At 61.1% G+C, this 23,232-nt stretch carries 19 protein-coding genes; 10 read left to right on the top strand and 9 right to left on the bottom strand.

The window, feature by feature from the left end; translation table 11 throughout:
* Positions 1-26 precede the first annotated feature (26 nt).
* On the top strand, positions 27-494 hold the full coding sequence (locus JKL45_RS16690) for a cupin domain-containing protein (protein WP_201862713.1): 468 nt from the start codon (positions 27-29) through the stop codon (positions 492-494).
* A 6-nt stretch (positions 495-500) separates the two neighbouring features.
* Here JKL45_RS16690 and JKL45_RS16685 read toward each other — a convergent pair whose 3' ends face one another.
* Together JKL45_RS16685 and JKL45_RS16680 are read right to left on the bottom strand one after the other, a co-directional pair.
* The gene (locus JKL45_RS16685) at positions 501-728 is read right to left on the bottom strand and encodes a hypothetical protein (RefSeq protein WP_201862712.1); all 228 of its coding nucleotides are present in this window, start codon (positions 726-728) and stop codon (positions 501-503) included.
* Positions 729-988: 260 nt separating this feature from the next.
* Positions 989-2,845, bottom strand: coding sequence for an ABC transporter ATP-binding protein (locus JKL45_RS16680; RefSeq protein WP_201862711.1), 1,857 nt, complete (start codon positions 2,843-2,845; stop codon positions 989-991).
* A 104-nt stretch (positions 2,846-2,949) separates the two neighbouring features.
* Here JKL45_RS16680 and JKL45_RS16675 point away from each other — a divergent pair, with 104 nt between their 5' ends.
* The 7 genes from JKL45_RS16675 (at position 2,950) to JKL45_RS16640 (ending at position 12,123) form a co-directional block, all read left to right on the top strand.
* Entirely contained in the window at positions 2,950-3,447 is a 498-nt protein-coding gene (locus JKL45_RS16675; RefSeq protein WP_201862710.1) for a cupin domain-containing protein, read from the top strand.
* 129 nt (positions 3,448-3,576) lie between these two features.
* Entirely contained in the window at positions 3,577-5,070 is a 1,494-nt protein-coding gene (locus JKL45_RS16670) for a carboxypeptidase M32 (RefSeq protein WP_201862709.1), read from the top strand.
* Positions 5,071-5,087: 17 nt separating this feature from the next.
* Positions 5,088-5,876: a phosphodiester glycosidase family protein gene (locus tag JKL45_RS16665; protein WP_201862708.1), complete on the top strand. Its 789-nt coding sequence runs from the start codon at positions 5,088-5,090 to the stop codon at positions 5,874-5,876.
* 72 nt (positions 5,877-5,948) lie between these two features.
* A complete protein-coding gene (locus JKL45_RS16660; protein ID WP_246498594.1) occupies positions 5,949-7,046 on the top strand; it encodes a synaptic vesicle VAT-1 family membrane protein in 1,098 nt (365 codons plus the stop codon).
* A gap of 449 nt (positions 7,047-7,495) precedes the next feature.
* On the top strand, positions 7,496-9,694 hold the full coding sequence (gene recD2 / locus JKL45_RS16650; RefSeq protein WP_201862706.1) for an SF1B family DNA helicase RecD2: 2,199 nt from the start codon (positions 7,496-7,498) through the stop codon (positions 9,692-9,694).
* 1,321 nt (positions 9,695-11,015) lie between these two features.
* Entirely contained in the window at positions 11,016-11,324 is a 309-nt protein-coding gene (locus tag JKL45_RS16645) for a putative quinol monooxygenase (protein WP_201862705.1), read from the top strand.
* Positions 11,325-11,430: 106 nt separating this feature from the next.
* The gene (locus tag JKL45_RS16640) at positions 11,431-12,123 is read left to right on the top strand and encodes a glutathione S-transferase family protein (RefSeq protein WP_201862704.1); all 693 of its coding nucleotides are present in this window, start codon (positions 11,431-11,433) and stop codon (positions 12,121-12,123) included.
* Positions 12,124-12,309: 186 nt separating this feature from the next.
* Here JKL45_RS16640 and JKL45_RS16635 read toward each other — a convergent pair whose 3' ends face one another.
* On the bottom strand, positions 12,310-13,788 hold the full coding sequence (locus JKL45_RS16635; protein WP_201862703.1) for a protein adenylyltransferase SelO: 1,479 nt from the start codon (positions 13,786-13,788) through the stop codon (positions 12,310-12,312).
* A gap of 271 nt (positions 13,789-14,059) precedes the next feature.
* Between JKL45_RS16635 and JKL45_RS16630 the strand changes: the two genes are divergently transcribed.
* Both JKL45_RS16630 and htpG read left to right on the top strand, forming a co-directional pair.
* Positions 14,060-15,061: a 3'-5' exonuclease gene (locus tag JKL45_RS16630; RefSeq protein ID WP_201862702.1), complete on the top strand. Its 1,002-nt coding sequence runs from the start codon at positions 14,060-14,062 to the stop codon at positions 15,059-15,061.
* 115 nt (positions 15,062-15,176) lie between these two features.
* Positions 15,177-17,075: a molecular chaperone HtpG gene (gene htpG / locus JKL45_RS16625; RefSeq protein WP_201862701.1), complete on the top strand. Its 1,899-nt coding sequence runs from the start codon at positions 15,177-15,179 to the stop codon at positions 17,073-17,075.
* A 406-nt stretch (positions 17,076-17,481) separates the two neighbouring features.
* On the opposite strand, the gene JKL45_RS16620 is transcribed toward htpG, so the two are convergent.
* Genes JKL45_RS16620 through ertE form a run of 6 tightly spaced genes read right to left on the bottom strand, consistent with a single transcriptional unit; the run spans position 17,482 to position 23,228 of the window.
* Positions 17,482-18,267 carry an SDR family oxidoreductase gene (locus JKL45_RS16620; protein ID WP_201862700.1) on the bottom strand — a complete coding sequence of 262 codons (786 nt, stop codon included), beginning with the start codon at positions 18,265-18,267 and terminating at the stop codon, positions 17,482-17,484.
* Positions 18,267-19,193 (bottom strand): dihydrodipicolinate synthase family protein, encoded by a 927-nt coding sequence (locus JKL45_RS16615; RefSeq protein ID WP_201862699.1) that lies wholly within the window; start codon positions 19,191-19,193, stop codon positions 18,267-18,269. The genes JKL45_RS16620 and JKL45_RS16615 overlap by 1 nt, the downstream gene beginning before the upstream one ends.
* A gap of 13 nt (positions 19,194-19,206) precedes the next feature.
* Positions 19,207-20,631, bottom strand: coding sequence for an FAD-binding oxidoreductase (locus JKL45_RS16610; protein ID WP_201862698.1), 1,425 nt, complete (start codon positions 20,629-20,631; stop codon positions 19,207-19,209).
* On the bottom strand, positions 20,628-21,317 hold the full coding sequence (locus JKL45_RS16605; protein WP_201862697.1) for an aspartate/glutamate racemase family protein: 690 nt from the start codon (positions 21,315-21,317) through the stop codon (positions 20,628-20,630). The genes JKL45_RS16610 and JKL45_RS16605 overlap by 4 nt, the downstream gene beginning before the upstream one ends.
* Positions 21,314-21,985 carry a flavin reductase family protein gene (locus tag JKL45_RS16600; protein ID WP_201862696.1) on the bottom strand — a complete coding sequence of 224 codons (672 nt, stop codon included), beginning with the start codon at positions 21,983-21,985 and terminating at the stop codon, positions 21,314-21,316. Before JKL45_RS16600 ends, JKL45_RS16605 begins: the two co-directional genes overlap by 4 nt.
* A 4-nt stretch (positions 21,986-21,989) precedes the next feature.
* On the bottom strand, positions 21,990-23,228 hold the full coding sequence (gene ertE / locus JKL45_RS16595; protein ID WP_201862695.1) for an N-carbamyl-l-glutamate amidohydrolase ErtE: 1,239 nt from the start codon (positions 23,226-23,228) through the stop codon (positions 21,990-21,992).
* Between the last annotated feature and the right edge of the window lie 4 nt (positions 23,229-23,232).

The following is a 23,232-nucleotide window of genomic DNA, read 5'->3' as shown; positions in this document are numbered from 1 at the left end:
CCAATATGTTGCGGGAGGGCACAGGCATGAACGGCGCTGTCACAGATCATCGAAGCCTCTGGTTCCTCAATACCTACGTCACGATCCGTATCTCGTCACGGGATGGTTCGGACGGCATCTCAGTGCTTGAGCACCGAGTCTCACAGGGGGACTCTCCGCCGCTGCATATCCATCATGACGAGGATGAAATCTTCCACGTGCTTGAAGGTGAGGTGCGCTACCGGGTCGGAGATCAGGAGCACCGCGCCAGCACTGGAGAAACGCTGCTCACTCCCAAAGGCATTCCTCACACTTACAGGGTGGAGTCGGCTGAGGCCCGCATGCTCACCATCACCCGCGGCGAATTCGAGACCTTCATCCGCGCCTTTGGCCGTCCTGCTGAATGGCAGGGGCTGCCTGATCCATCCGGTCCACCGACGCCTGAGCAAGCTGAGGCCCTTGCGCGTGCCTGCCGTCAATTCGGGATAGAACTCGTCGGGCCGCCGCTTTCGTAAACCGGGTTACCCGTTTGCGGGGTGCTCCTCGACGAGGGTGCCGATCAGACGCAACAGCTCCTGCTGTTCCGGCCCTGCGCCCTGCCCCAGGAAAGCCGCGATATCTTCATGTTCCACCTGCCCTCCGGAAGCGACATTGGCTTCGTGGCGGACGAACAAAGCCCCTGAAGGGTCTCGGATGAGGTACCAGCGGTCACCGCTTGAACTTTCATAGAGCTTGCGCGCCTTCTTCATGCGGGCTCCTGTCGGGTCGAGATGGCACATCCACTGTAACCCATCGCAGCAAAAGGCGGAAAGCACAGATTGATCGAGCAGGGCTTCAGGAGAATTCCCAGCCGCATGTTCAACAGGGCCTGGGACGGGGCCCTCACCGGAATGAAGCTGGATCTATCAACTGGACAGGCACTGCTGGGTGGATAGCCCAGATCGCAGGCTTGTAGACGATCTGCCTTCCATGACCCGAACAAGCCAGATCTCATGGTTTCAGGGTGCCCTCATCGATAGCCCGACGCCTGTAATTCAAACAGTTCGGCGTAGCGACCGCCTGATGCAACGAGCTGTTCGTGTGAGCCAGCCTCCACGACCTGCCCATTCTCGAGGACAAGGATGCGGTCGGCCATCCGCACGGTCGAGAACCGGTGCGAGATCAGAATGGCGGTCTTGCCCAAGCTCAGATCCCGGAATCGCTGGAAGACCTCGTACTCCGACCGGGCATCGAGAGCGGCGGTCGGCTCATCCAGGATGAGCACCTCGGCATCCCGCATGTAGGCGCGCGCGATGGCGATCTTCTGCCATTCACCTCCGGAGAGATCCGCTCCTCCGTGGAACCGCTTGCCGAGCGGCTGGTCATATCCTTGGGGTAGGCGTTGGATGATTTGATCGGCGAAGCTGCGCTCCGCCGCCTGCTGGATCCGGTTGCGATCATCGGTGGCCTCGATGCGACCTGCTCCGATGTTCTCGCCGGCCGTGAAGTGAAACCGCACGAAGTCCTGAAAGATTACGCCAATGTGGCGTCGCAGATCCGCCAGCTCATATTCACGCAGGTCATAGCCATCGAGCAGGATCCGTCCCTCTGTCGGATCGTAGAGCCGGGCAAGGAGCTTCACGATCGTGGTTTTGCCGGCTCCGTTCTCCCCAACCAAAGCTACGACCTCACCGGCTTTCAGCGTTAAGCTCAGGTGACGGAGAGCCCAGTGATCTGAATCTGGATACCGGAAGCCTACGTTCTCAAACACGATCCCCGACCGCAGCGGCTGCGGAAAGGGTTGTGGATTTGCCGGTGACGCGATGCTTGGACGGACATCGAAGAATGAGAACAGATCCTCCAGGTACAGCGCCTGCCCGGCGATCTGGGAAAACCCCAGAAGCAATCCCTCCAGCAGCCCCCGCAGCCGCAGGAAGGACCCGGACAGAAACGTCAAGTCACCGATGCTGAACTCGCCCCGGACGGTTCGCCACACGATCAGAGCATAGGCTAGATAATAGGCACATGACGCGAGCGCGGCGAAGAGCGTGCCCCATGCGGCCCTGCGGATCGCAAGCCGCCGGTTGTCCGCATACATCCGATCAGCAAAGCCTCTGAAGCGCTCGACCAGGAAGGCGTTAAGACCGAAGAGCTTGACCTCCTTCGCGGTTTCGACGCTCGAGCCGAGATAACGGATGTAGTCGAGCTGACGTCGCTCCGGGGTGCGAAAGTAGTTGAGCCGATAGCCCTGCGCGTTGAAATGCACCTCACCAACAAAGGCCGGCAGGAGAGCAAGGATGATCAGAACGATGAGCCAAGGCGCATAGACGAGCAGGCCGGCAGCGAGTGAAAGGACGGTGAGCCCATCCTGTGCCTGCCCGAAGATCTGGGTCAGGAGAGTGGTTCGCCCAGTGACCTGGCGGCGAGCCCGTTCCAGTCGGTCCTGCTGATCACTGCTCTCGAACTGCTCAAGATCCAGGGTCGTCGCATGCTCCATCAGACGCACACTGGCGAAGTTGCTGTAGCGCTCAGATAAGAGGCTGTCGACGAGGGAGCTAGCCCGCCCTAAGAGATCAGCGATGATCGCGAGGGCCAGCTCCAAAACGAGCAGCCCACCGAGAAAATCAAGGCGGCCGCTCCCGATCCAATCGCTGAGATTTGCCCCCGGCGAGGCGAGCTGTGTCTGGGCCACTACCTCATCAATGATGAGCTTTCCGATATAAAGTAGCAGAAGAGGGAGGATTGAACGCGTCAGTCGCAGCCCGAGACTTGCCCCTGTAAGAGCAGGGCTGGCCTGCCAGACCAGCCGGAACAGAGACGGAAGGTGACGTAAGGCGCCAACCCGCTCACGCAGCGAGCGGCTGGAGGGGAACACTGGAGCGACCATCCCATTAAGATGGGGGTCCAGGGCTTACTCGTCGAGCCACCTAACCGCCGCCGTGGGGTCTGGTCCCAGAACAAGGATGGAAGCCATCGCTCCGGGAGGGCGCTATGACAGACGACGATCAAGACAACTCCCCTGATCAGCTCGAACACTGGAAACACCACGGCGTTCAAGTGATCAAAGGTGACCGCCTCGACCCGAACACCGCTCAGACCCCGGGCATGTTTCGGCAGGCCGCGATCAACCATGCACGGGTTGGAGCGCAGAAGATCTGGGCCGGCACGGTGTCGATCCAGCCAAATGCCAAGACTGGTGTGCACCACCACGGCGAGTTGGAGAGCGTGATCTATGTGGTGCGAGGCAAGGCTCGGATGCGGTGGGGCGAGCGGTTGGAGTTCGTCGCGGAGGCCGGACCTGGGGACTTCATCTATGTACCGCCCTTCGTGCCCCATCAGGAGATCAACGCCAATCCGGATGAGCCCCTCGAATGCGTTCTCGTGCGCAGCGATAATGAGGCCGTCGTTGTGAACATCACCGACGTGGATCCTGTTGAAAAGCCGGAGGAGGTTTACTGGGTCGACCCGATCCACAAGCAGCCAGAATAAGGGCATTCCAGAAACACAAATCCTAGAAATCAGTATCAGCCCCCGGTGCTTTTCCTAGGCTGACTGCAGGGTCACTCAGCTCCCCGCAGAGGCGGCGGGATCAGCGCCAAGGACGGAGTTCACACCAAAATGCAGGTCTACCGCTCGCTGGAAGAACGTTTCGCACGCATCAGCTCGATCGAGGACGCGATAGGTATTCTGCAATGGGACTCTGAGACCATGATGCCGGAGGGAGCTGCCGATGGTCGCTCGGACCAGCTCGCGACGCTTAAGGGCATTGCCCATGAAATGCTCACCGCACCTGGCATGGGCGAGCTCCTGGCCGAGGCGGATCAAGACAGCGGTCAGCTTGATGATTGGCAACGCGCCAACCTGCGTGAGATGCGACGGATTTACGTCCATGCCTCCGCAGTTCCGGCGGACCTCGTCGAGGCCAGCTCCAGAGCCGTGTCCAAGTCGGAATTGGTCTGGCGGGAGGCGAGACAAAACGGGGACTTCGCCCTCCTCCTCCCGCACTTGGCGCAGGTGCTCTCCTTCCAGCGGCAGATCGGCCAGGCCAAGGGCGAGGCGTTGGAGCTATCTCTCTATGATGCATTGCTCGACAGTTACGATCCCGGCCTGCGCCAGGAGACAATTGATCCACTCTTTACAGAACTTGGCGCCGAGCTGCCGGCCCTGATCCAGGAGGCGCAGGAACGCCAGAAGGACCTTCCTGCCATCCATCCGCTCAACGGCCCCTTCCCTGTCGATGATCAGCGACGCATCGGCGAGCAGTTGATGAAGGCCGTTGGATTTGATTTCAACCAAGGGCGGCTCGATGTGAGCCTGCATCCATTCTGTGGTGGATCCACGGGCGACGTCCGGATCACCACCCGCGACAGCGAGGCAAACTTCATGAGCGCGCTCATGGGCGTGCTTCACGAGACCGGCCACGCACTCTATGAGCAGGGCCGCCCGGAGAAGTGGCGCCGTCAGCCGGTCGGTCTCGCACGCGGGATGAGCATGCACGAGAGCCAATCGCTGCTTATCGAGATGCAGGCTTGCCGAAGCCAGGAGTTCGTCACCTATCTCGCCCCTCTTGTACAGGAGACGTTCCAAGGCGAGGGCGCGGCTTGGAGCCCGGAGAACCTCCACCGGATCCTGACCAAGGTAGAGCCGGGCTTCATCCGCGTGGATGCCGACGAGATTACCTACCCGGCCCACATTCTGGTCCGCTACAAACTTGAGACGGCGTTGATTGCCGGCGATCTTCAGATCCAGGACTTGCCCGCAGCGTTCAATGAGGAGGTCAAGAAGCTTCTCGGTCTCACAGTTCCCAATGACAGCCTGGGATGCTTGCAGGATATCCACTGGCCTGGCGGCGCGTGGGGCTACTTCCCGACCTATACCCTTGGTGCCATGACGGCGGCCCAACTCTTCAGAGCGGCATGCCAGGCTGACGCGGGCATCCTTCCGGGCCTGTCGAAGGGTGATTTTGCTCCCCTTCGAGAATGGCTGCGCGCCAATGTTCATGCAAAGGGCAGCCTGATGACCACCGACCAGCTTCTGGTCGCAGCAACCGGCCGACCGCTCACCGCGGAGGTCTTCCGCACCCACCTGCAGGAACGATATCTCGGACGCTGAAGGGACCTAAGCTGCACATGAAACCTATCATCTTCACTCTGGGCCGCGCGCTCTCCCGGACAGCCATCATCCTGCTCACGATCCTCGTCTCTCTTGAACTACCTACCAGCCGAGCAGCGGCTCAGCCTGACAGTGGTCCGTGTCGGCCAATCCAATATGCCGATAGCACCTTCGTGGTTTGCACGATGGATCTCCGACAATACGAGGTGAGGCTGTTCTGGCGCGGGTCGGACGGGGAGGTCCTTGGCTCGTTCGACCGGTTGAAAGAGACACCGGAGGGCTCACGCCTTGCCGTTGCGATGAATGCGGGCATGTACCATGAGGATCGCTCGCCAGTAGGCCTTTACGTTGAGAACGGGAAGGAGCTGAAGGCGGCCAACACAAGGAACGGCCCTGGAAACTTCCACCTCAAGCCCAACGGCATCTTTTTTGTCAAAGGCCGTCAAGCAGGCGTGCTCGAGACAGGAACCTATCTGAAGCGGAAAATCAGGCCGGATTTCGCAACGCAATCGGGCCCGATGCTCGTCATAAACGGGCAAATCCACCCTCAGTTTTCAGAGCAAAGCACCTCACGGAAGATCCGGAACGGCGTTGGTGTGAAAGGCCAGGACGTGGTCGTGTTTGCGATTTCCGAAGACCCAGTCACGTTTAGCACATTCGCTCGCTTGTTCCGGGACGAGCTTGGCTGTGCGAATGCTCTGTTCCTGGATGGCAGTGTCTCCAGCCTTTATGCCCCTTCATTGCAGAGGATGGACACGATCATGCCCATGGGGCCGATCGTCGGGGCTTTGCGCCGGCGCCTATAGTAAGTGGCTTCAGCGGCAGCGCAAACGTTTCAGGTCGAAGCTGCAGGCGGAAAGGCGATGCCTTCAGGGTCCATGCACAAAGTAGTCATTCACAAAGCCGGTGGTTACGAGCGGCTTAAGCTCGAACCTCATCCCGTGCCCAAACCCGGCGATAGACAGGTTCTGATCCGCACCGAGGCGGTGGGTGTGAACTATGCTGACATCTGTGTTCGTTGGGGCGTGTACGAGTCCGCGCGCCGGTTCGTGGGCTGGCCGATCACGCCCGGATTCGAATATTCGGGCTGGGTGGAAGAGGTTGGCTGTGAGGTCAAGCATGTGAAGCCCGGCGATCCGGTGTTTGGGGTCACTCTCTTCAACGGCTACTCCACGCACGTGTGTGCTCCGGCAGATCTGGTGTGGCCTAAGCCTCAGACTCTGGACTTTGAGGCCGCCGCTGGTTTCTTAGCCGTCCACCTGACCGCGTATCATGGCTTGCTGCAGAACGTGGTGATCCGGCCCGGCATGAGAGTGCTCGTGCATTCTGCAGGCGGTGGAGTAGGCTCAGCGCTTGTCCAACTATGCAAGTTGCACAATCTGCACGTGACTGGTGTGGTGGGGAGAAGTCACAAGGTCGAGTATGTACGCCAGCTGGGCGCAGACGCCGTGATCGACAAATCCACTCAGTCGCTCTGGGTTGAGGCCAAGCGCCTATGTCTTGACGGCTACGACTTGGTCTTTGACGCGAACGGCCCTGAAACCCTGGCGCAGAGCTACGCCCATCTGAAGCCCACGGGTAAGCTGTTGGTCTATGGCTTTCATACTTTGTTGCCCAAACAGGGTGGGCGCATCAATTACCTCAAGGCGGCCCTCGGAATGCTGAGGATGCCGCGCTTCAATCCTTTGTCGATGACAAGCGAGAACAAAGGCGTGGTAGCGTTCAATCTGTCATTTCTCTTTGCCCGCACCGACCTGCTGCAGGCCGCTGTCAACGACCTTGCCACTTGGTTAGAGGCAGGGATCCTGCAGGCCCCAAAAGTCCGATCCTTTGCACTGGCAGATGTGGCTCAAGCTCATCAGGCCTTGGAGTCGGGCGAGACCACGGGCAAGGTAGTGTTGCGAACATCACCACCCTTCGTCAGTGCGGCAGCGTACGAGGCAACTGTTCACCAAGCCTCTGCTCCCGATCAATGAGGGCCAGAGTTGATTGAATGCGCTGTGGGAGAGGCTGCCTGATCACGTCCGCGTAAATTGAGCGGAGATCTTGCCCGATCCGGCGCAGGAGTTCGATGTCGGAGACTGGTGAAGGTCGTTTGCCACCATCAGGCCTGTTGTCCATCTCCTACCTCCCAATCAGCAGCCAGCCCCTGAGTACCGCTTCGCTACCCGATCGTTAACCGTCTTTCTTTTCAGCTGTGGAAATCGGGCAGAACTCTGTGAATGCTCGGGATTGGCGCTTGCATAGCCAGCACCACACCCAAATCGGCAGATTTCCACGGGAGTAGCCGAGTTAATCCGAATCGCCGCAAAAAAGCCCTGAAACAAAACCAGAACATCCGTAGCTACAGAAGGAGAGCATCCTCGTCAGCGGTGCCATCCAACGATACAGTCGGAGAGTCCAGGGACCTTTCCTGGCAGGCGCCATGAACCAGATGATTCGCCCCTCACAAATTGATCAGAGGCCGGTCCTCGAGACGCTCGCGGGTTCTGTGGAGCGCGTCACCTTCCACAATGCGGAGAACGGATTTGCTGTTCTCAAGGTCCACACGCGAGGCAAGCGTGACCTTGTGACTGTTGTTGGTCATACGCCTGCGGTTTCTGCCGGAGAGTGGATCACCGCCAGTGGGCTCTGGATCAGCGACCGCACCCATGGTCTGCAGTTCAAGGCTGAGGTCCTCAAGACAACACCACCGACCGGTGCAGAGGGGATCGAGAAATATCTTGCCTCCGGACAGATGCGCGGGATTGGGCCAGCCATGGCCAAGCGCATTGTTGCGGCCTTTGGCGTTGACACCTTTGAGATCATCGAGGCCGCCCCTGAGCGCCTGACCGAGGTGCCGGGGATTGGCCCCATGCGCGCCTCCCGCATCGTGGCAGGTTGGGCCGAGCAGAAGGCGGTGCGGGAGATCATGATCTTCCTGCATGCCCATGGGGTTGGGACAGCGCGAGCCGTGCGTATCTTCAAAACCTATGGCTATGAGTCCGTCCAGGTCATGACCGAGGACCCGTACCGGCTGGCAAAGGACGTACGCGGCATCGGCTTCAGGACGGCGGATGCCATCGCGGCCAAACTTGGGATGGAGAAGACCGCGCCTCAGCGCATCCGGGCCGGTATCTCGTTCGCGCTCCAGACGGCGACGGACGAGGGGCATTGCGCATTACCGGTCGATGCTCTCACCCGGCTGGCCAAGCAGCTCCTCGAAGTGGATGAGGCCCTGATTCGCACCGCCATCGTCGAGGAGTTGTCTAAGGGCGAGGTCGTCTCTGACTCCATTGGTGAGGAGACCTGCCTTTTCCTCAAAGGGCTCCATCTGGCCGAGCAAGCCATTGCGTCTCGGTTGATTGAGCGAGCGTCTGGATCATCACCCTGGCCCGAGATCGACCTCGACAAGGCAATCCCGTGGGTTGAAGGCCGCACGGGTAAGACCCTGGCGGCCTCGCAGCGCGAGGCTCTGAAGCTGGTGCTTGGCTCCAAGATGGCCGTAGTGACAGGTGGTCCTGGTGTCGGCAAGACAACCCTGCTCGACACGATCTTGCGTCTGCTCGTCGCCAAAGGCGTTCGTGTCGCGTTGGCGGCTCCCACGGGGCGAGCGGCCAAGCGTATGACAGAGCAGACTGGTCTGGAAGCCAAGACCATCCACCGCCTCCTCGAGATTGATCCAAAACACGGTGGCTTCTCACGCAATGAGGAGAACCCACTCGATTGCGATCTGCTGGTGGTGGACGAGACCTCCATGGTCGATGTGCCGCTGATGAACGCCCTGACCAAGGCTATCCCTGCTCAGGCGGGCCTGTTGCTGGTGGGCGACGTGGATCAGCTGCCCTCGGTTGGCTCTGGGCAGGTACTGGCGGATGTTATCGCCTCGGAGCGCATCCCGGTCGCCCGTCTGACCGAGGTCTTCCGGCAAGCAGCAGAGAGCCGGATTGTGGTGAATGCTCACCGGATCAACAAGGGTCAGATGCCCGAGGTGCCAAAGGCTGGCGAGGAGACTGACTTCTACTTCGTCGAGATCGCCGATCCCGAGGAGGGGGTGCCGAAGATCATCCAAATGATCAAGGAACGCATGCCGCGTAGGTTCGGGCTTGATCCGATGAAGGACATTCAGGTGCTCTGCCCGATGAACCGGGGCGTGCTCGGAGCTCGCAATCTCAACATCCAACTGCAGGAAGTGCTCAATCCCAATCCTCCGTCCAAGGTGGAACGGTTTGGCTGGCGCTTCTCGCCGGGAGATCGGGTCATGGAGACCCAGAACGACTATGACCGGGAGGTCTTCAACGGCGACCTTGGCATGGTAGTCCGAATCGATGACGAGGAAGGGGCGCTGATTGCCTCATTCGATGGGCGGGAGGTGTCCTATCCGTTCGGTGAACTCGACACTCTGGTGCCCGCCTACGCCACCACCATTCACAAGGCGCAGGGCTCGGAGTATCCCGCCGTGATTATTCCTGTCGTGACGCAGCATTTCACCATGCTGGCTCGCAACCTGCTTTACACTGGCGTGACCCGTGGCAAGCGCCTCGTGGTGCTAGTGGGCCAGAAGAAAGCTGTCGGGATTGCTGTCAGGGGAGGGCAGATGAAGAGGCGCTGGACGAAATTGCGGGAATGGTTAGGTGCTCACTAATCGACAGCGCAAACCTCCGTTCTCATTGCACGTTCGAGATGTGAGGTTTCAACACCATCCGCTCGTCCCGAGGTAAGCCAAGTTAGACCATGCCGCTGCTCGCATACACCTACTCAGGAGAGCCCCTCGTTGCTCCACTGATGACCGATGATGAATGGGAGCGATTACGATCCGCGCGCAATCGGGATGCGTGGATGCCATATGCGAAAGGGCGAGCAATCCCCAAAGTCTCGCGCGCCGGAACACGCTTCTTCGCCCATCCTCCTGGGCGAGCCCCTGAAGGAGCGAAGGAGAGTGACCTCCACCTCTACATCAAAGCACAGATTCTAATCGGAGCCCGGGCCGCGGGTTGGGATGCTCTGCCGGAGCAATCCGGGACGACGCCAGATGGTCAGGATTGGCGAGCTGACGTCCTGTGCCGCCGGCCTGGAAAACCCTGGACAGTCGCCCTTGAGGCCCAGGTTCAACTCCAAGGCGAGGAAGCCTACCGCCAGCGGCAAGAGCGCTATATGGCTTCAGGAATTCGCACCCTCTGGCTGGTCGCTCATGAGCCTGCAGCTCTGCATCATTACTGGTTCAGGCCTGACCAACATCTCCCGGCCTTCAAAACCACGACTTGGAAGGATCAGGATGGCCGACCGGGAGCGCACGTGCATGTCGATCGCCTGTCGCTCAGCATCTCTGACTTTGTCGCCGGTGCGCTGAGCGGGCAACTTCAGTGGTCCGGAAATGGCCGGCACGGGATCATCCCACTCTTTCTCCGCGAGGACCAATGCTGGCACCGCACATGCCGCAAAAGGGTTCTCCTGGCCTACAGGGCCGAAGCGTCACGGGGGGACCCTCTTGAAATTGAGGTGGTTCAAGCGATGGAGGGCTATGCAGATGCTTATGCCAAGGCACAGGTGGCTCTTCCCGACCTGGCAGAAAGCCCACGGGCCTTCAGAAAAATCCTCGCGTCGCGCTGCCCTCACTGCCAAAGAGAAATTCGCTATCAGCGCGAAGACTGGGCGGGCCAGACCGCCACTTATAAGTTGCCGGTCGGCATCACTATTCCGGAGCAAGGAAGCCACGTCGGCATGACGCCACATGCTCAGTGGCACTGGGGACCTGAGTCCCGGTGGCCCGACTGGGCTCCCTTCGGCGGTATTGGTCCGATCTCCCATCAGCCTCTTGAGATGCGGCCGAGGCGCCTAAATCCCAGGACAGGTTGATGGATCTTGAGCGTCGGACTTATAGCGAGAGTCACAGGTCCTGCATCCGGGATGAGGTGCTTGCGGGGGCGCAGAGCAGTGGCTAACAATCAGCAATCAGGAGATCATGCATGCTGCACGTTCTAGCCTACATCACTGCAAAGCCTGGTATGCGCGAAGCTGTGCTCCGGGAGTTCCGGGCGAACATGCCGGCCGTGCATGCCGAAGAGGGTTGCATCGAGTACGTTCCTGTTATCGATCTTCCAACATTCGGACCCTTTCAGACCGAACTTGGGCCGGACACCTTTGTCGTAGTCGAGAAATGGGCGAGCCCTGAAGCACTCAACGCCCATGCCGCGTCTCCGCACATGAAAGCTTATGCCGAGAGGACGGCTGACATGATCGAGACCCGCATGATCCACGTCCTCTCACCTCTCTAGAATCCTGCCTGACGGCCCCTGACGAGTCGTGCTTGATTGCACGGCTTACCGCAGCGGTTCCCGTCAGAACCTACCCCATGTCGTCCCCTGCTGCTGGAGTTCTCCTTTGATCACATTCTACTACAACCTTGCCCCGAACCCGATGAAGGTTGCTCTGTGCCTGGAGGAGATGAGCCTTCCGTATGAGCTCAAGCCGGTAGATACACGCAAAGGCGAGCAGCACCAGCCTGACTTTCTGGCTATCAATCCGAATGGCAAGGTGCCTGTGATCATCGACCAGGATACGGGCGCAAGGGTTTTCGACTCGAACGCGATCCTGCTCTATCTTGCGGAGAGAACCGGACAGTTCCTGCCCGACAGCACACCTGTCTCGCGTGGTGAGCTTCTCTCCTGGCTAATGTTCATTGCGACAGGCGTCGGACCGTTCTCAGGCCAGGCCGTACATTTCAAGCACTTTGCGCCTGAGCCGAAGGAGTATGCCGTCAATCGCTACTTGTATGAAGCGAAGCGGCATTACGGCATCATTGATGCGCATCTGTCCGGGCAGCGCTACATGGTAGGAGAGACTTACACCATCGTTGACATGGCCCTGTGGGGCTGGGCGCGCATGGTGCCGTTCATCCTCGGTGAGAACGCCTGGGGCGACTTCCCGAACCTCAAGCGTTTCTTCGATGAGATCAGCGCTCGCCCAGCCGCTCAGGCCACTGCCGCGCTGAAGGAGAAGCACAGCTTCAAAGCTGAGATGGACGACGAATCCCGCCAACATATGTTCCGGCACTTGGCTGCCCCGGCCAGCTGAATTCTGACGCATCCCGCCGTTCCTCCGTCCCGTTCCTCCGTCCAATAGCCAGAATGGTCACTGGGCGGAGGCAAAAGCCGCGGAGAGAATTCGATGTCCAGGGGAGTTCCTCGTTGGACGCTGGAGGTGCGGCACCAGATGTGGTGAACAACCCAGGTGCGAAGCAACTGAGGCGGCCGTCTGGCGTTACGTCCCGCAGAATGTCCGATAGACGCGCTGGTGTGGTTCCGGTGGTTCGGAATAGTGGGCGAACCCTGGCTGGTCCTCATAGGGACGCGAGAGGACCATCAGAAGCTCCTCGAACGGAGCAAAGTCGCCCTGCTCCACCGCAGCTTGTATCATCGCCTCCACGCGATGATTGCGCGGGATAAAGGCTGGGTTAACCGCGCGCATGGCAGCTTGGCGCCTGACACCACCTTGCGGTTCAAGGCTCAACCGCTCGCGCCAACGGGTGGCCCAAGCATCATAAGCAAGTGGATTGATGAAGAGGTTTCGGACGGCCTCGTCTCCCTCAAGACCAGCGGCAGCATCGCTCAGCCGCCGGAAGGTCAGGGTGAAGTCAGCCTGGTTCTCGGCCATGGCTTTCAGGAGGTCCCCGGCAAGTGTCAGATCTTCCTCTCGCTCCGTCATCAGCCCGAGCTTGCGCCTGAGCCCCGCGTGATAGGCCGCCTCGAACTTGCCCGCGAAAGCTTCGAGCGCCTCGCTCGCTTCAGCCACGGCCTTCTCCTCGTCTTCAGACAGAAGCGGCAGAAGCGTCTCGGCGAGCCGTGTTAAATTCCAGAGGCCGATGCGCGGCTGGTTGCCATAGGCATAGCGGCCCTGCCGGTCGATGGAGCTGAAGACTGTCGCCGGATCGTAGGCATCCATGAAGGCACACGGGCCATAATCGATCGTCTCGCCGGCGATGGACATGTTGTCGGTGTTCATGACTCCATGGATGAAGCCGATGTGCAGCCAACGGGCAATGAGGTCGGCCTGGGCGGCGATCACCTGGTCGAGGAAGGCGCGGTAGGGATGGTCGCTTTCGGCAGCGTGCGGGTAGTGTCGGCCGATGGCGTAGTCGGCAAGGAGGCGTAGCCCTTCCGTATCCTGCCGGGCTGCAAAGAACTGGAACGTGCCGACCCGAATATGGCTCGACGCCACCCGGGTGAGAACCGCACCGGGAAGTGGCGTCTCCCGGACAACGATCTCCCCGGTTAACACCGCGGCGAGCGCACGCGTTGTCGGCAGCCCAAGCGCGGCCATTGCCTCGCTGAGGAGATACTCACGCAGGACAGGTCCCAATGCCGCCCGCCCATCGCCGCGGCGCGAGAAGGGTGTCGGACCTGAGCCTTTGAGCTGAATGTCCCGACGGATGCCATTTTGGTCGACCACTTCACCGAGGAGGATGGCACGACCATCGCCGAGCTGCGGCACGAATTGCCCAAACTGGTGCCCGGCATAGGCCATGGCGATGGGCTCTGCCGCATCCGGAACGCGGTTGCCGGACAAAAGCTCAACTCCATCAGGGCTGGAGAGGTGATCAGAGTCGAGTCCGAGGTGCAACGCGAGGTCCCGGTTCAGCCGGATGAGCCTCGGAGCTATGACGGCTTCGGGTTCTATGCGCGCATAGAACCGATCAGGCAGGCGCGCGTAGGTGTTATCGAAGGGAAAATGAATTGTCATGGTCCAGGCTCACCATTAGGACCACGTGAAATCGTATGAGGCGCATCAGAAAACAAGAGTCAGATTGTAAATCCGGGCTGGGTTCAAAGCACTCCCGCTGTAACCTTGTATAACAGATCTGCCCCACGGTCGAGACAGACCAACCACTCCACAGTTTGTACTCCCTCCCCGCATACCTTGTGCATTAACGATCTGGCGACCCTCGCACTCTAGTCTGCCCCGCTGGGCCCCACTCGTGGGGCTGTCCTGTCGGCGGGCAGAAGGTGTGGGAATGCGAGGCCAAGCTGACCTTTTCTTGGACTATGACGCACTGCCGGGTCCGATCGAGCCGCGTCCCGTTGGTGAGATTGTCATCCAAGCCAAGCATCGCAGTGAGGCCTTCAAGGCTCCTGACTACGAGACCGCCGCCCGGGTGCTGGAGGCCACAGGCGACTATCGGGTTCTGCGCCGGTTGACACCGCGCCCCATCGTCGTGTCCCGCACTGCTCGTCAGGGCAAGAAGATCGCCGTCATCCTCGACACCGAAACCACCGGTCTGGATCACACGAGAGACGAGGTCATCGAACTCGGCATGATCGCCTTCACCTTTGATGAGGAAGGCCGGATCGGTGATGTGATTGGGACGTTTAATGGCTTACGTGAGCCGAGCGTATCGATCAGTCCTGAGATCACTCGCCTGACCGGGATCACGCCTGACATGGTCGCTGGCCAAGTGCTTGACCTTGAGGCCGTAGAGAAGTTCATCGCGCCGGCGGAGTTGATCATCGCGCACAACGCACGCTTTGATCGGCCCTTCTGTGAGCGCCTGTCCAAGGACTTCCAGGTCAAGGCCTGGGCCTGCTCTCATTCCGAGATCTCCTGGAACGGGTTCGGCTTCGAGGGGTCGAAGCTGGGCTATCTCCTGACGCAGTGTGGTTGGTTTCACCGGGGGCATAGGGCTGTCGAGGACTGCCACGCCCTGCTTGAGGTGTTGGCTTCCCCCCTGCCATCGGAGGCTGGTCTCCCCTTCAAGCACCTGCTGGCCTCGGCCCGGAAGTCGCTCGTGCGCATCTGGGCGGAGAGCAGCCCATTCGACATGAAGGATGTGCTGAAGGCGCGAGGCTACCGCTGGAATGATGGGACCAACGGACGCCCAAAATCGTGGTGGGTGGAGGTTGATGAGGAGGCCGGCGAGGTGGAGCTCGCATTTCTTCGGCGCGAGGTTTACCGGCGTGAGGTCGAGCCTTACACCCAGAAGATTACTGCCTTCGAGAGGTTCCGGTCGGCACGCTAAGCGGCACCTGCCAGATTTCTGCACAGCCGGCCTCGCCTAAGGCTTTCAGGCTTGAAATCTTGGCCGTCCGCTGCCATCTCATCGCCCGCCGGAGCAACAAGGTTCATCTCACGCCATGACGACTGCTGACACCACTCCCGCCCCTGAGAGCCACACCTTCGAGGCCGATGCCGCTAAGCTGCTGCAGCTGATGGTGCACTCGGTCTATTCCGACAAGGATATCTTCCTGCGCGAGCTGATCTCGAACGCGGCCGACGCCTGCGAGAAGTTGCGCTACGAGACGATCTCCAATCCCGCCCTGCTCGGCGATGATCCCAAGGCCCGGATCACGCTGCTAATCGATGCCGAGAACCGCCGCCTGACGATCCAGGATAATGGGATTGGCATGAGCCGCGATGAGATGATTGACGCACTCGGTACGATCGCACGATCAGGCACCAAAGCTTTCATGGATCGTATCCAGGCGGTCCAGGAGGACAAAGGGGCCCAGCTCATTGGCCAGTTCGGCGTCGGCTTCTACTCGGCCTTCATGGTGACCGACCGGGTCGACGTCGTCTCACGACGTGCAGGCAGTGATGAGGCGACGATCTGGTCCTCAGACGGCAAGGGATCATACACGGTCGCGCCCATTGCAACGGACGAGGCGCTGGCCCGCGGCACCCGGGTGATCCTGCACCTAATGGAGGACGCTGCCTCCTACACCGAGCGTTACACACTGGAACGCATCGTCAAGTCGCAGTCGGGTCACGTCCCCGTACCAATCTCCCTTATTGAGAAGCCCGGAGCGGAGCCGCAGGAGGTTACCGATGGAGCAGCGCTTTGGGTCAAGCCGCGCTCTGAGATCACACCTGAGGAGTACACCGATTTCTACCGCAGCGTGGCTGGCCAGTTCGACGAGCCGGCCCTGACTGTGCATTTCCGGGCCGAGGGGCGCCACGAATACACGGCGCTGGCTTTCGTGCCGGGCTCCACGCCGTTCGACCTGTTCGATCCCGATCGCTACGGGCGGATGAAGCTGTATGTGAAGCGAGTCTTCATCACGGATGAAGCCGATATCCTGCCGCGCTACCTGCGCTTCGTGCGCGGACTGGTCGACTCGGCTGACCTACCCCTCAATGTCTCGCGTGAGATGATCCAGGAGAGCCCTCTTCTGGCCGCGATTAAGAAGGGCGTGACCAGCCGCGTGCTCAGCGAACTCGAGAAGCTCGCCCAGAACGATGCGGAGGCCTACTCCAAGGTGTGGGAGACCTTCGGCGCGGTGCTGAAGGAAGGGCTCTATGAGGACTTCGAGAAGCGCTCGACGCTGCTGGGCTTGGCGCGGTTCAAGACCACTGCCTCCGGTCGCGTATGGCGCTCACTTAAGGACTATGTCGGCTCCCTCAAGGAGAACCAGACGGCCATCTACTATGTGACAGGGACGGATCTCGCCCGGCTCGAGGTCTCGCCGCAACTCGAAGGTTTCCGGGCGCGTGGGATCGAGGTGCTGCTGCTGCCCGATCCGGTCGACAGTTTCTGGGTGACGGCCGGCGTCGACTACGAGGGCAAGCCGTTCAAGTCGGTCACGCAAGGCGCCGTGGATCTGGCGCAGATCCCGCTGCTCGAGGCCCAGGAGAATGCGGGCGTGCTGGCGACGGAGGCGGTGATGGGCTTCATTCAAGCCGTGAAGGCTACCCTCGGGGAGGCTGTCGCGGACGTCCGCGCCTCGGAGCGTCTGACAGAAAGCGCTGTCTGCTTGGTGGCACCCGAGACTGGTAGGGACCGGCAACTGGAGCGGCTCCTGGCTCGAGCAGGACAACTAGGGTCGGCAGCAAAACCGATCCTTGAGATCAACCCGCGCCATGACCTTATTGTCGCACTGTCAAATCTCGGTGATGCCGAACAAACGCTCCGTGAAGACGCCGCCCATCTCCTGCTAGACAAGGCACGGATCTTAGATGGTGAGCAGCCGGCCGATGCGAGAACATTTTCCCAACGGCTCGCACGGGTTATGCAGCGGTGCGTTCCCAACGGGTAAACGGAAACGATTATACGCGAGAGCGCGGTTTGCACTCGCCGTGCCTCGCTGGGCCTAGTGCTACCTCTGTGTACCACCTGGCAGCTCAGTGCTAGTGACATCCCCCTAACCCGTTCTTTCCGATGGGTTACGAGCGAATCTGGCTGCCTGGAGAGGATTGTACCACAAGTGGCTTAACCCTAGCAAAATCAATAACTTATGTCCGACCCGATCTGCTCGTGTGTACCACCATTGTGTACTCATGTCGAGCCGTTGAACGGTACTGTAGGGATCTGCTGTGGGCCGCCGAAGGCGATTGCTGTGTCTGGCTGTTCGTCAGGGCTGCACACAGGCGTGCCCCTCGCCCGGGCCTTCCACAATTCAGGGAGAGGTCGAGGGCGAAGAGGCGTGAGGCTGGAGCGGCCGATCAGATCGAACGCGTGGCACCGCCATCGATGCGGATTTTCGAGCCCGTCACGTAAGAAGCGCGCTCACTGGCAAGAAAAGCTACCACATCGGCGAATTCTTGCGAGCGGCCGTAGCGGCCGACCGGAATGCTTGCCATTGAGGCCTTCGCCACAGCCTCGACGGACGAGTTGCTGCGGTCGGCGGCAGCCTTGTCGAGTTGATCGACGCGCTCGGTGTGAATGCGGCCCGGCAGCACCACGTTGACGGTGATTCCCTGTGCCGCCACTTCGGACGCAAGGGTCTTCGACCACCCGATCACTGCGGACCTGATTCCGTTGGACAGCGCCAGGCGCGGGATTGGCTGTTCGACGCCGGAGGAGGCAATGGTGATGATCCGTCCCCAGCCGCGTTGAGCCATGGGCGGCAGCAGGCGCTGCGTCAGGTGAAAGAGGTTCGCAGCCATAGCCTCGAAATGGACGAGCCAGTCCTCGCGCTTGGCCTCGCGCGCTTCCGCTGGTGGCGGACCACCGGAGTTCCCGACGAGAATGTCGACCCCACCCGTCTCAAGCAGCCGGTCGCATAGGGCATCGACGGATGCGACGTCCGAGAGATCGAGCTGCGCGGCGCTCACGCGACCGCGGATGTCCGCCGGGAGTTCGGCGATCCAACCATCGATCGCCTCCACACGGCGGGCTGCGGCTATGACGGTCGCTCCTTCCGCCGCAAGAGTCTTTGCTATTGCTGCGCCGAGACCGCGGCTTGCGCCGATCACAAGCGCTCGTTTTTCATTCAGTCCGAGGTCCATTAGCCAATCTCCGCAAGGCGACGTGTCTGGCGAGCGATCAAACGCTCGATATCGGCAATATCGGAGCTGGAGAGCTTGGGGCCAGGCTTGCGCAGGGCTCCCGAAGCAATGGCTCCGCGCTTGGCCAGCGTATATTTCCGGATCGTCAGGCCAAGGCCCGGCTGCTGCTCGTAGCGGGCAAGCGGCAGATAGGCGTCGAAGAGGTCATGAGCACGCTCCACGTCGCCCGCCGCGTAAGCTTTCCCGACATCTACCATCATTTCCGGATAGGCAAATCCCGTCATAGCCCCGTCGGCACCACGTCCCAGCTCCTCCGGAAGGAACATGCCGCCGTTTCCGACCAGGATCGAGATGCGCCTCTCGCCGTTCTCGCTCGCTGCGCGCAGAGCGGAAATCTTGGAAAGACCTGGCCAATCCTCATGCTTCAGCATCACGCAGGTCGGCAGAGCCTTCACGATGCGCAGGATCGTCGCCGGCGAGATCTGCACGTTTGTCACCAAGGGAAAATCCTGGAGCACGAAGGGTGTATTGCCGAGAGTTTCGGCGACTGCCTCATAATAATGGTAAATCTGATCGTCGGTCCTGAGGCTGCCGGGTGGCGCCACCATGACGCCGGCAGCGCCTTCGGCCATCACGCTCTCGGACAACTCGCGCATGGGTGCAAAGCCGGGAGCCGACACGCCCACAACCACCGGAACGCGGCCACCAACTCGGGCCAGGACGCGCTTCACAAAGGTGTTCGACTCCGCGCCGGTCAGCTTGGGGGCCTCGCCCATCATGCCCAGCACGGTCAGACCGGTCGCGCCCTTCCCGAGGTAGAAGTCGACCATCCGATCGGTGCTCTCCAAATCGAGAGCACCGTCATCGGCGAAGGGGGTGACAGCAATGACGTAAACGCCCTTGGCGCTTTCATCGAGCAATGCCATGAAATCTCGTTCCTTACTGTTTTTCTGAGAGAGGCAGAAGTTTGCCCGGGTTGAGGAGCTCGGCGGGATCGAACAGTCCCTTCAATGCCGCCATAAGTTCCAGTTCGATGGGAGCCTTGTAGCGCGGCATGTCGCCGACGCGCAGCTGTCCGATTCCGTGTTCGGCACTGATGGAGCCCCGACAGGCCTTGGCCTCGTCATGTACGACCCGAGTGAGCCTCGGCGCTAAAACGGTGAAATCGGCCTCGCTCATGTCGGTGGCCCGCAACAGGTTATAATGCAGGTTGCCGTCGCCGAGATGGCCGAACACCACATGCCGGACGCCGGGAGAGATGGCCGCGACGGCCCTGTCCGCAGCCGCGATGAATTGTGCCATGCGAGCGACGGGAACCGAGATGTCGTGCTTGGCGGCTTTTCCCTCGCGCACCAAGGCCTCGGATATCCCCTCACGCAGGCGCCAGAAGACTCTCGCCTGGGCGATGTCCTGGGCGATTGTCGCGTCGAGAGCAAGCTCTGCTTCGGACGCTGTGACGAGCGCATCCTCAAGCCGGGCATTCAGGGCTGCGTCATCATCCGTGTCCGACAGCTCCACCAGCACTAGTGCGGGAGGGATGGCCCCAAAGGGGATGCGAGCATCCGCGACGTGGCGAAGCACGAGGTTTATGCAAGCATCGGTCATGAATTCGAAGGCCGTCAGGCGATCGCCGCATTTGTCGCGTACGACGGCCAGCAACGAGAGTGCCGTTTCCGCATCCCGCACTGCGACGAGAGCAGTCGCCCGAGCCTTGGGTTCCGGGAACAGCTTCAGAACCGCGCCGGTGATGATTCCGAGCGTGCCTTCGGAGCCGATGAAGAGATCGCGCAGGGCATAACCGGTGTTGTCCTTGCGCAGGGCTGTGAGACCATCCCATATGCGACCGTCCGGCAGGGCCACTTCGAGGCCGAGGGTCAGTTCCCGCATCGTGCCGTATCGCAGCACGGCAACCCCGCCCGCATTCGTCGCGAGATTACCCCCGATCGTGCAGCTTCCTTCGGCTCCGAGGCTCAAGGGGAAGTGGCGACCGACCTCTTTTGCGGCCGAATGAACGTGAGACAGCACGACGCCGGCATCGACGGTGATCGTGTTTCCAATGGGATCAATCTCGCGGATCCCGTTCATTCGCGTCAACGACAGGACGACTGCGCTCCCCGATGCATCAGGAGTTGCGCCGCCCGACATGCTCGTGTTGCCACCCTGCGGAACGATCGGAGTTCCCGTCTCGCGGCAAACGGCGAGAATGGCCGCCACCTCCGCTGCAGAGCCGGGCCGGACCACCGCTTGGGCTGCGCCGTGGTATTTTCCGAGCCAATCATTGACGTACGGTGTCATCGATGCACCGTCGGTGAGAACGTTCCTCTCGCCGATGATGGCTGCAAGCCTGCTGAGGAGCCCGGTCATCGGGCTGACCCGACGGATGAACGGCCGCCCCAGCCCAGACGCACCCGGCCAACCGCCATGGTTACGGCCGCCTGCGTTGGCTCCACAACAGGGATCCCGAGCTCCCGCTCCAGCGTCTCACGGAAGCGGGCCATGCCGGCGCATCCCATGACCAGAACGTCAGCTCCGTGCGTGTCCCGGAGCGTCCGGCCGACATCGATCATGCGTCCGAGCGTGCGTTGCTCGTCCGACAGTTCAGAGACGCCCAGGCCGATGGAGAGATCGGCGGCGAACCGATCGAGCACGCCCATCGCGCCGAAATAGCGAAGATGACGCGGGATCGAGGTTGGCAGGATCGCAATGACACCGAACCGCTGGCCGAGCGTCAGGGCCGTCAGGACACCGCACTCCGCAATACCCAGGACAGGTTGCGCACTCTGCTCGCGCAGGGCATGCATGCCCGGATCGGAGAAGCAGGCTACAACGAAGGCCGCTGCCTCGCTCTCGAGCGATGCCGCTTGCTTCAGGAGCGGTCCGACGATGCCGTCCACATCGCGCTGGGACTGAATACCCGGAGGGCCTTCATGCAGGGTCACGCAGGCAATGGCGGGACCATCGGTGGAACGGAGCGGCTCAACAGCAGCGTCGATGCCCGCCGTTACGCTTTCGTTGGAATTGGGATTGATGACGTAGATCGTTCCGCTCATAGTTCACCTTCATCGTTGTCAGCCCGCACCCTCTGTTGTTGCGCGCGCCATGCGTCGTAGCTCTGCCGCGGAACCTGAAACCGGTCCCGCGTCGTGACATACCAGTCTGCTCCGTGCAGGCGGCCGACGAGATCCAGCGCGTCGATATCGACATGGAAATTGCTGTCCACGAGACCATCGCGGATGTGCAGATGGACGATTTCGCCCACGACGAGATTACGGTGGCGCGTGCCGAGTGACAGGGACACGGTCTCGCGGCACTCAAGCTGCACTGGAGACGCGGCGATCCGCGGCGCGGCGACCTGTCGGCTCGGGGCCGAGGTCAAGCCGGCGGCGGCAAGCTCGTCGATCTCGGACGGCAGATCGATGGCGCAGATCGTCATCGCCTCCACGAGAGCGCGGTCCACCAGATTGACGACGAAGCCCCCCGTCGTGCGAATGTTGCGCATGGTGTCCTTCAGCGGCGCCTCTGCCGGCTCACGACCCTCGATGCCCAGGACTACGAGCGGCGGAGCATGGCTGAAAATATTGAAGAAGCTGAACGGCGCGGCGTTTACGTTTCCGTTCCCGTCGACGGTGGTTACGAGCGCGATTGGCCGCGGGAGGACAGTGTTCACCAGAAGCTTGTACAGGTTACGGTCGGTGAGGTCGCTTGTGGCCCAATCCATGGCATCACCCGAGGGTTGCGTCGAGCCGACGCACAGTCTCGAAGAGGACGCGGGCGCCGTCGGCAGCCTGATGCGGTTCGATCGACTCCTCTGGCGCGTGGCTGCGGCCGTCGCGGCAAGGCACGAAGATCATACCAATCGGCCCGGTCAGCGCGACAAAGACGCCGTCGTGCCCTGCGCCGCTCGGCAGGTCCCGGGATGACAATCCAAGAGACGATGCAGCGGCCCTGATTGCATCCCGCACGACGGGAGCGCAGGGGGTCGGCGAAGCATGGCTCACAGGCTCTGCCTGAACTTCAAGCCTCAGTGCCTCCAGCGAAGGGCGAACCTCCTCGATCAATGTCTTGCCGAAGGTGCGGGTCGCGGCTTCGTCGCCGCACCGCACTTCAAGAACCATTTCGACTTCGCCCGGCACCGCGTTGGCCGCGTTCGGAAGAACATCCAGCTTTCCGATGGTAGCGACGAGGGGCTTGTTGCTGTCCGCCAGCGCGCGGGCATATACAGTCCCTACGATGTGAGCGGCACCGACCAATGCATCTGCCCGCAGAGGCATCGGCGTTGCGCCCGCATGATCGGCACGCCCCTTGACCGTGATGCGCTCCCGGTGAATGCCAACGATATCCGTGACGATCCCGATGGCGGTGCCCTCCTGCTCAAGCACACGCCCCTGTTCGATATGCACTTCCACATAGGCGGCCGTGCCGTCGGGGGAACGCTTGACGGAAGCGAGGCTTTCGGGATCTCCGCCGACATAGGCCAAGCCCTCTCTCAATGACATGCCGTCAGGCCGCCTGAGATCCAGCATGCTGGCAGACAGCATCCCGGCCAAAGCCCTGCTGCCGATACAAGACAGACCGAACTCGCTCGGCTCCTCGGCCAGGAAATCGTAGATCTCCAGCGGATGGCGCAGACGCTCGCCACGTTCGACGAGGCTCTGTGCAACTTCGAGACCGGCGAGCACACCGAGGATGCCGTCGTAACGGCCGCCCGAGGGCACCGTGTCGGAGTGGGAACCGATGACGATCGGCTTCAGGTGCGGATCGGATCCGTCGAGCCGGCCGACGAGGTTTCCAGCGGCATCGACCGTCGTCTCGAGCCCGCCAGCACGGAACTCGCTGACGAGCCATTCCCGCCCCTTTAGGAAGAGTGGCGAGAAGGAGCGGCGCGTCCACGGGCGGTCGGGATCGGTGATCCGCGACAGGGCCTCGATGCGTTCCCAGAGGCGATTGGCGTCGATGGCCACGGCC

Source organism: Microvirga soli (genome assembly GCF_016734765.1).
Lineage (GTDB): Bacteria > Pseudomonadota > Alphaproteobacteria > Rhizobiales > Beijerinckiaceae > Microvirga > Microvirga soli.
The sequence above is the reverse complement of the archived record's forward strand: the minus strand, read 5'-3'. Positions and strand labels throughout refer to the sequence as shown.

What these genes read in the sequence shown, in the direction of transcription:
- JKL45_RS16690 (WP_201862713.1), top strand. Translation starts at nt 27, where the DNA reads ATGAACGGCGCTGTCACAGATCATCGAAGCCTCTGGTTCCTCAATACC.
- JKL45_RS16685 (WP_201862712.1), bottom strand. Translation starts at nt 728, where the DNA reads ATGAAGAAGGCGCGCAAGCTCTATGAAAGTTCAAGCGGTGACCGCTGG.
- JKL45_RS16680 (WP_201862711.1), bottom strand. Translation starts at nt 2,845, where the DNA reads ATGGTCGCTCCAGTGTTCCCCTCCAGCCGCTCGCTGCGTGAGCGGGTT.
- JKL45_RS16675 (WP_201862710.1), top strand. Translation starts at nt 2,950, where the DNA reads ATGACAGACGACGATCAAGACAACTCCCCTGATCAGCTCGAACACTGG.
- JKL45_RS16670 (WP_201862709.1), top strand. Translation starts at nt 3,577, where the DNA reads ATGCAGGTCTACCGCTCGCTGGAAGAACGTTTCGCACGCATCAGCTCG.
- JKL45_RS16665 (WP_201862708.1), top strand. Translation starts at nt 5,088, where the DNA reads ATGAAACCTATCATCTTCACTCTGGGCCGCGCGCTCTCCCGGACAGCC.
- JKL45_RS16660 (WP_246498594.1), top strand. Translation starts at nt 5,949, where the DNA reads ATGCACAAAGTAGTCATTCACAAAGCCGGTGGTTACGAGCGGCTTAAG.
- recD2 (WP_201862706.1), top strand. Translation starts at nt 7,496, where the DNA reads ATGAACCAGATGATTCGCCCCTCACAAATTGATCAGAGGCCGGTCCTC.
- JKL45_RS16645 (WP_201862705.1), top strand. Translation starts at nt 11,016, where the DNA reads ATGCTGCACGTTCTAGCCTACATCACTGCAAAGCCTGGTATGCGCGAA.
- JKL45_RS16635 (WP_201862703.1), bottom strand. Translation starts at nt 13,788, where the DNA reads ATGACAATTCATTTTCCCTTCGATAACACCTACGCGCGCCTGCCTGAT.
- JKL45_RS16630 (WP_201862702.1), top strand. Translation starts at nt 14,060, where the DNA reads ATGCGAGGCCAAGCTGACCTTTTCTTGGACTATGACGCACTGCCGGGT.
- htpG (WP_201862701.1), top strand. Translation starts at nt 15,177, where the DNA reads ATGACGACTGCTGACACCACTCCCGCCCCTGAGAGCCACACCTTCGAG.
- JKL45_RS16620 (WP_201862700.1), bottom strand. Translation starts at nt 18,267, where the DNA reads ATGGACCTCGGACTGAATGAAAAACGAGCGCTTGTGATCGGCGCAAGC.
- JKL45_RS16615 (WP_201862699.1), bottom strand. Translation starts at nt 19,193, where the DNA reads ATGGCATTGCTCGATGAAAGCGCCAAGGGCGTTTACGTCATTGCTGTC.
- JKL45_RS16610 (WP_201862698.1), bottom strand. Translation starts at nt 20,631, where the DNA reads ATGACCGGGCTCCTCAGCAGGCTTGCAGCCATCATCGGCGAGAGGAAC.
- JKL45_RS16605 (WP_201862697.1), bottom strand. Translation starts at nt 21,317, where the DNA reads ATGAGCGGAACGATCTACGTCATCAATCCCAATTCCAACGAAAGCGTA.
- JKL45_RS16600 (WP_201862696.1), bottom strand. Translation starts at nt 21,985, where the DNA reads ATGGATTGGGCCACAAGCGACCTCACCGACCGTAACCTGTACAAGCTT.